At 76.9% G+C, this 6,127-nt stretch carries 6 protein-coding genes; 5 read left to right on the top strand and 1 reads right to left on the bottom strand.

Going from position 1 to position 6,127, the window contains the following annotated elements:
* From HLB09_RS11710 to tsaD, 3 genes are all read left to right on the top strand, one after another.
* Positions 1 to 494 (top strand): GNAT family N-acetyltransferase (locus HLB09_RS11710; RefSeq protein WP_171203549.1); only part of this gene is annotated, 494 nt, incomplete at its 5' end.
* Positions 491 to 1,192, top strand: coding sequence for a DedA family protein (locus tag HLB09_RS11705; RefSeq protein WP_171203548.1), 702 nt, complete (start codon positions 491 to 493; stop codon positions 1,190 to 1,192). The genes HLB09_RS11710 and HLB09_RS11705, both read left to right, overlap by 4 nt.
* 68 nt (positions 1,193 to 1,260) lie before the next feature.
* Positions 1,261 to 2,307: a tRNA (adenosine(37)-N6)-threonylcarbamoyltransferase complex transferase subunit TsaD gene (gene tsaD, locus HLB09_RS11700; protein ID WP_171203550.1), complete on the top strand. Its 1,047-nt coding sequence runs from the start codon at positions 1,261 to 1,263 to the stop codon at positions 2,305 to 2,307.
* Between the two features lie 57 nt (positions 2,308 to 2,364).
* Here tsaD and HLB09_RS11695 read toward each other — a convergent pair whose 3' ends face one another.
* Complete coding sequence (locus HLB09_RS11695) at positions 2,365 to 3,603, bottom strand: class I SAM-dependent methyltransferase (RefSeq protein WP_171203547.1); 1,239 nt, start codon at positions 3,601 to 3,603, stop codon at positions 2,365 to 2,367.
* Between the two features lie 221 nt (positions 3,604 to 3,824).
* On the opposite strand from HLB09_RS11695, the gene groES reads away from it, so the two are divergent.
* Both groES and groL read left to right on the top strand, forming a co-directional pair.
* Positions 3,825 to 4,118, top strand: a complete 294-nt coding sequence (groES, locus tag HLB09_RS11690) for a co-chaperone GroES (protein ID WP_171203546.1) — start codon at positions 3,825 to 3,827, stop codon at positions 4,116 to 4,118.
* A gap of 211 nt (positions 4,119 to 4,329) precedes the next feature.
* Positions 4,330 to 5,946, top strand: a complete 1,617-nt coding sequence (groL, locus tag HLB09_RS11685; protein WP_171203545.1) for a chaperonin GroEL — start codon at positions 4,330 to 4,332, stop codon at positions 5,944 to 5,946.
* Positions 5,947 to 6,127: the final 181 nt, after the last annotated feature.

The raw sequence follows: 6,127 nt of genomic DNA, 5'->3' as shown, positions 1-6,127 counted from the left end.
TGGCGCGCCTGCGCTGGTGGGACGTCGCCGAGGTCGCCGCCCTCGAGGCCGACCTCTTCGGGCCGACGGCCTGGAGCGCGGAGCTGTTCTGGTCCGAGCTGGCGGCTCCCGGCCGCGGCGCCTGGGTGGCCCGCACGGCCGACGGGGCGCTCGCCGGCTACGCGGTCGCGGCCGCCGCCGGCCCCGACGCCGACGTGCAGACCATCGCCACCGCCCCCTGGGCGCGCGGACGCGGGCTCGGGGACGCCCTCCTCGTGGCGTGCGAGCAGCACGCGGCCCTCCTCGGCGCCACCGCGCTGCTCCTCGAGGTCGACGCCGGGAACGCCCCGGCGCGGCGCCTCTACGCCCGGCACGGCTTCGAGCAGCTGGCCCGTCGCCGCGACTACTACGGCCCCGGCGCCGACGCCCTCGTGCTGCGCCGCCGCACGAGCCCACCGCCGCCTGCCGACGCCACCGCCGCCGCCCCCGCCGACCCCGGAGCCCGCCCCGCATGAGCCCCGCCCTCCTCGACGCAGCCCCCGCCGTCCTGGCCACCACGTCGGTCGACGACGCCGTCGGCGGCCTCACCGGGCTGTCCGGCGCGCTCGCGCGCTTCATCGCCGCCATCGGCGAGCCCGGCGTCTTCGTCGCCACCGTCCTCGAGACGGTCGTGCCCCCCGTGCCGAGCGAGGTCACCCTGCCGCTGGCCGGCTTCATCGCCGCGCAGGGCGGCATGGACCTCGTCCTCGTGCTCGTGGCCGCGACGCTCGGCTCCCTCGTCGGGGCGCTCGCGCTCTACGCCGCCGGCCGGGCGCTCGGCGAGCGGCGCGCCGTCGCGGTGATGGCGCGCATCCCCTTCGTCGACCGCGAGGAGGTCGAGCACGCCGTCGGCTGGTTCCACCGCCACGGCGGCGCGTCGGTCTTCTTCGGGCGGCTCGTGCCGGGCGTGCGCAGCCTCGTCTCGATCCCGGCGGGGACCACGCGGATGCCGCTGCTGCGCTTCTGCCTCCTCACGGGCGCGGGCTCCCTGCTGTGGAACGCCCTGCTCGTCGGCGGGGGGTACGCCCTGGGGTCGCAGTTCGAGCGGGTCGAGGAGTACGCCCAGTACCTCGACCACGCCTTCATCGCCGTGCTCGTCGTCCTGCTCGCCCTGTTCGTCCGCAGCCGCGTGCGGCGGGCCCGCGCCCGCGGCGACGTGAAGGAGGCGCTGTGAGCGCCGAGGTCGGAGGGGCTGCGCCCCGGGCCCGTCTGCTGCAGCCCGGCCGTCCCCCGGCCGCGGGGGTGGAGCCGCTGGTCCTCGGGATCGAGACCTCCTGCGACGAGACGGGCGTCGGCCTCGTGCGCGGCACCACGCTGCTCGCCGACGCCGTGGCGAGCAGCGTCGAGGAGCACGCCCGCTTCGGGGGCGTCGTGCCCGAGGTCGCGAGCCGGGCCCACCTCGAGGCGATGGTCCCGACGCTCCGCCGCGCCTGCGAGGACGCCGGCGTCACGCTCGCGGACGTGGACGCCGTCGCGGTGACGGCCGGGCCCGGGCTCGCCGGAGCCCTGCTCGTCGGCGTCGGCGCCGCCAAGGCCCTCGCCTGGGCGCTCGACGTGCCGCTGTACGGCGTCAACCACCTCGACGCCCACGTCGCGGTGTGCGCCCTCGACGGCGGGCCGCTGCCGACGCCGTGCGGCGCGCTGCTCGTCTCCGGCGGGCACACCTCCCTGCTCCACGTCGTCGACGTCGCGAGCGACGTGCGCCTGCTCGGCGAGACGGTCGACGACGCGGCGGGGGAGGCCTTCGACAAGACCGCCCGCCTGCTGGGGCTGCCCTACCCGGGCGGGCCGGCCATCAGCGCCGCCGCGGCGGACGGGGACCCGCGGGCCATCGCCTTCCCGCGGGGCCTGACGTCGGCCCGCGACCTCGAGCGCCACCGCTTCGACTTCTCCTTCTCCGGCCTCAAGACGGCCGTCGCCCGCTGGGTGCGGGCCTGCGAGGCGTCGGGCCGCCCGGTGCCGGTGGCCGACGTCGCGGCCTCCTTCCAGGAGGCCGTCTGCGACGTCCTCACCCGCAAGGCCGTCGACGCGTGCCGAGCGCACGGCCTCGAGACCCTCCTGCTGGGCGGCGGGGTCTCGGCCAACGGACGGCTGCGCGAGCTGCTCGCCGAGCGGTGCGCGGAGGCCGGCGTCGCGCTGCGCGTGCCCCGGCTGCGGCTGTGCACCGACAACGGCGCGATGGTCGCCGCCCTCGGGGCGCAGGTCGTCGCGCGCGGGCTCCCGCCGTCGGGGCCGGGGCTGGGCGGGGACTCCTCGCTGCCGGTGGAGACGGTGCTCGTCGCGGCCTGAGCGCCTCCTCGGGGCCTCTCCGGGAACCTCTTCCGGAGCCTCTTCCGGGGCCGGGGCTCAGGCGGCGGGGCGGGGCAGCGCCCGGCACAGCAGCGCGCTCTGGCGCCCCGCCACCCGCGTGAGCACGACGACGGCCTCGTGCGGGCCCTCGAGCCGGCCGAGGCGGCGGCGCAGCTCCTCGGGCTCCACGGCGGTGCCGCGCTTCTTGACGACGAGGCGGCCGACGCCGCGCTCGCGCAGGCGCGCCCGCAGCGGCTTGAGGCCGAAGGGGAGCACCTCGTCGACGGCGTAGCCCGTCGCCGACGGCAGCTCGAGGTGCCGGTCGGCCGTGACGTAGGCGATCGAGGGGTCGACCAGCCGGCCGTCGAGGGCCGCCACGACGGCGCCCACGAGCCCGGCCCGCACGACGGCGCCGTCGGGCTCGTAGAGGTACCCGCCCACGGGGCCGACGGGCGGGGCGCCGCCGGCGAAGGGGTCGTGCGCGTCGTCGACGACGGCCGCGGCGCCGGCGCGGACGACGACGGCGCTGCGGCGCACGCCCGGACGGGCCAGCGCCGGCGACCACAGGGCCGCCTCGACGACGTCGCCGTCGACCGACGTCCACTGGCACTCCCAGGCGCCCCCCGCCGGTGCGTCCCCGACCGCCCCCGGCACGAGGTCGTGGTCGATGCCGGGCGCCGTCTTCACCCCGACGGGCAGCCGCTGCGCCAGCTCGACGGCGAAGGACAGCGGCGGGCTCGCCCGTCGCGGGTCGAGGACCCGGCGCCCGGCGGCGTCGCGGCGCGCCGGGTCGAGCCAGGCGCCGTCGACGCCCGTGAGGTCGGTGGCCGCGACGTCCTCGCAGCGCACCTCGCTGCCGGGGAAGCGCCGCAGGTTGGCCGCGGCCACCGCGGCGGTGGGCTCGTCGCGGTCGACCGCGAGGACGTCGACCCCGAGCCCGGCCAGCGCCAGGGCGTCCCCGCCGACGCCGCAGCCGAGGTCGGCCGCGCGGCGCACGCCCGTCGCGGCGAAGCGGCGCGCGTGCCGGGCGGCCACCTCGAGCCGCGTCGCCTGCTCGAGACCGGCTGCCGTGAAGAGCATGTCGTCGGCGAAGGGCCCGAACTTGGCGCGCGCCCGAGCCCGCAGGCGGCTCTGGGTGAGGGCGCCCGCCACGAGCACGGGGTCGTGGCCGGCCGCGCGCAGCCGCTGCCCCAGCGCGAGGGCGCCCTCGTCGTCGTAGGGGGGCAGGGAGGCCAGGAGGGCCTGGCCGGCGGGGGAGAGCACCGCCGCGAGGCCGGCGACGGCGGGGTCGTCCACGACGGCGATGGTGGCACGGTCGGGCGTCCCCGGAGCCGCCGCCGCGGCGACCCCCCGGAGGCGGCCGCAGGGCTGGCACTCGGATTGACCGAGTGCTAACCCCGCCCTAGAGTCGCGGTCGGCGAGACGGCAGGACCGGCCGACCCCCGCGACGGCGGACGGCTCCAGCCCGCACCGCCTGCCCCCGTCACGTGAACCACCACGAAGGAGAGGTCCGCACAGTGTCGGTCTCCATCAAGCCGCTCGAGGACCGCATCGTCGTCAAGGCCGTCGAGGCCGAGCAGACGACCGCGTCGGGTCTGGTCATCCCGGACACCGCGAAGGAGAAGCCCCAGGAGGGCGAGGTCCTCGCGGTGGGCCCGGGCCGCGTCGACGACAACGGCCAGCGCGTGCCGGTCGACGTCAAGGTCGGCGAGAAGGTCATCTACTCCAAGTACGGCGGCACCGAGGTCAAGTACGGCGGCGAGGACCTGCTCATCCTCTCCGCGCGCGACGTCCTCGCCGTCGTCGGCTGACACCAGCCCCCGGCACGACGGCGCACCGCGGCCCCACCCGGGCCGCGCGCCCGCACGACCGCCCCGGCGGACCGGCCCGCCGGTCCCCGGGGCGACGTGCGTCCGGGGCCCCGCACGACAGCCGACGAGCGACGGGCCCCGAGCGCGACCGCGCCGCACCGCACGACTCTCCCGCGGGCTCCAGCGCGAGCCCCCACCAGGACGGAGCACCATGGCCAAGACCCTGCAGTTCGACGACGAGGCCCGCCGCGCGCTCGAGCGCGGCGTCGACGCCCTCGCCGACGCCGTGAAGGTGACGCTCGGCCCCCGCGGCCGCAACGTCGTCATCGACAAGCAGTGGGGCGCACCCACCATCACCAACGACGGCGTGACGATCGCCCGCGAGGTGGAGCTGGAGGACCCGTACGAGAACCTCGGCGCCCAGCTCGCCAAGGAGGTCGCCACCAAGACCAACGACGTCGCCGGCGACGGCACGACGACCGCGACGGTCCTCGCGCAGGCGCTCGTGCACGAGGGCCTGCGCAACGTGGCCGCCGGTGCGGCGCCCGGCGCCCTCAAGCGGGGCATGGACGCCGCGGTCACGGCCGTCGGCGACGCCCTCCGCGGCGCCGCCCGCGACGTCGAGGGCAAGGACGAGATCGCCCACGTCGCCGCGATCTCCAGCCAGGACCGCACCATCGGCGAGCTCATCGCCGAGGCGTTCGACAAGGTCGGCAAGGACGGCGTCATCACCGTCGAGGAGTCGACCACCGCGGCGATGGACCTCGAGTTCACCGAGGGCATGCAGCTCGACAAGGGCTACATCTCGCCGTACTTCGTCACCGACAACGAGCGCATGGAGGCCGTCCTGGAGGACACCCACGTGCTCGTCCACACCGGCAAGATCAGCGCGGTCCAGGACCTCCTGCCGCTGCTCGAGAAGGTGCTGGAGACGTCCAAGCCCCTCTTCGTCGTGGCCGAGGACGTCGACGGCGAGGCCCTCTCGACCCTCGTCGTCAACAAGATCCGCGGCACCTTCACGGCCGCGGCGATCAAGGCCCCCGGCTTCGGCGACCGCCGCAAGGCGATGCTCGAGGACCTCGCCGTCCTCACCGGCGCCCAGGTCGTCACCCCCGACGTCGGCCTCAAGCTCGACCAGGTCGGCCTCGAGGTGCTCGGCTCGGCCCGCCGCGTCGTCGTCACGAAGGACGACACGACGGTCGTCGACGGCGGCGGCTCGCGCGAGGACATCGACGCGCGCGCCGGCCAGATCCGCTCCGAGATCGAGCGCACCGACTCCGACTGGGACCGCGAGAAGCTGCAGGAGCGGCTCGCCAAGCTCGGCGGCGGCGTCTGCGTCATCAAGGTCGGCGCGGCCACCGAGGTCGAGCTGAAGGAGAAGAAGCACCGCATCGAGGACGCCGTCTCGGCGACCCGCGCGGCCATCGAGGAGGGCATCGTCGCCGGCGGCGGCTCCGCCCTCGTCCAGGCGGCGTCCGTGCTCGAGGGCGACCTCGGCCGCACGGGCGACGAGGCCGTGGGTGTCCGCATCGTCCGGCGCGCCGTCGACCAGCCGCTGCGCTGGATCGCCGAGAACGCCGGCATGAACGGCTACGTCGTCGTCGACCGCGTCCGCACCCTCGGGGGCGGGCAGGGCCTCAACGCGGCGACGGGCGAGTACGAGGACCTCGTGCCCGCCGGCGTCATCGACCCGGTGAAGGTCACCCGCTCGGCGCTCGTCAACGCCGCGTCGATCGCCTCGATGGTCCTCACCACCGAGACGCTCGTCGTGGAGAAGAAGGAGCCCGTCGAGGAGGCCGTCGGCCACGGCCACGGGCACGGCCACTGACCGGCTCGACGTGAGCAGCACGCGCTGACGAGCTCCACCGCGTCCGCCCGCCGGCGGACGCGCCGTGAGCGCCGCGCACGGAGGCCCCGGGCGATCCCGCCCGGGGCCTTCGTGCGTCTGCCGCCCCCTGGGCCCGCTGCCCGCGGGTCTGCCGCGGGTGGCGGGGGCGCTGCCGCCCCGC

It is taken from the genome of Pseudokineococcus marinus (genome assembly GCF_013004605.1).
Lineage (GTDB): Bacteria > Actinomycetota > Actinomycetes > Actinomycetales > Quadrisphaeraceae > Pseudokineococcus > Pseudokineococcus marinus.
The sequence above is the reverse complement of the archived record's forward strand: the minus strand, read 5'-3'. Positions and strand labels throughout refer to the sequence as shown.

Excerpts from the sequence above, each read along its gene's own strand:
- HLB09_RS11705 (WP_171203548.1), top strand. The coding sequence starts at position 491 with ATGAGCCCCGCCCTCCTCGACGCAGCCCCCGCCGTCCTGGCCACCACG.
- groL (WP_171203545.1), top strand. The coding sequence starts at position 4,330 with ATGGCCAAGACCCTGCAGTTCGACGACGAGGCCCGCCGCGCGCTCGAG.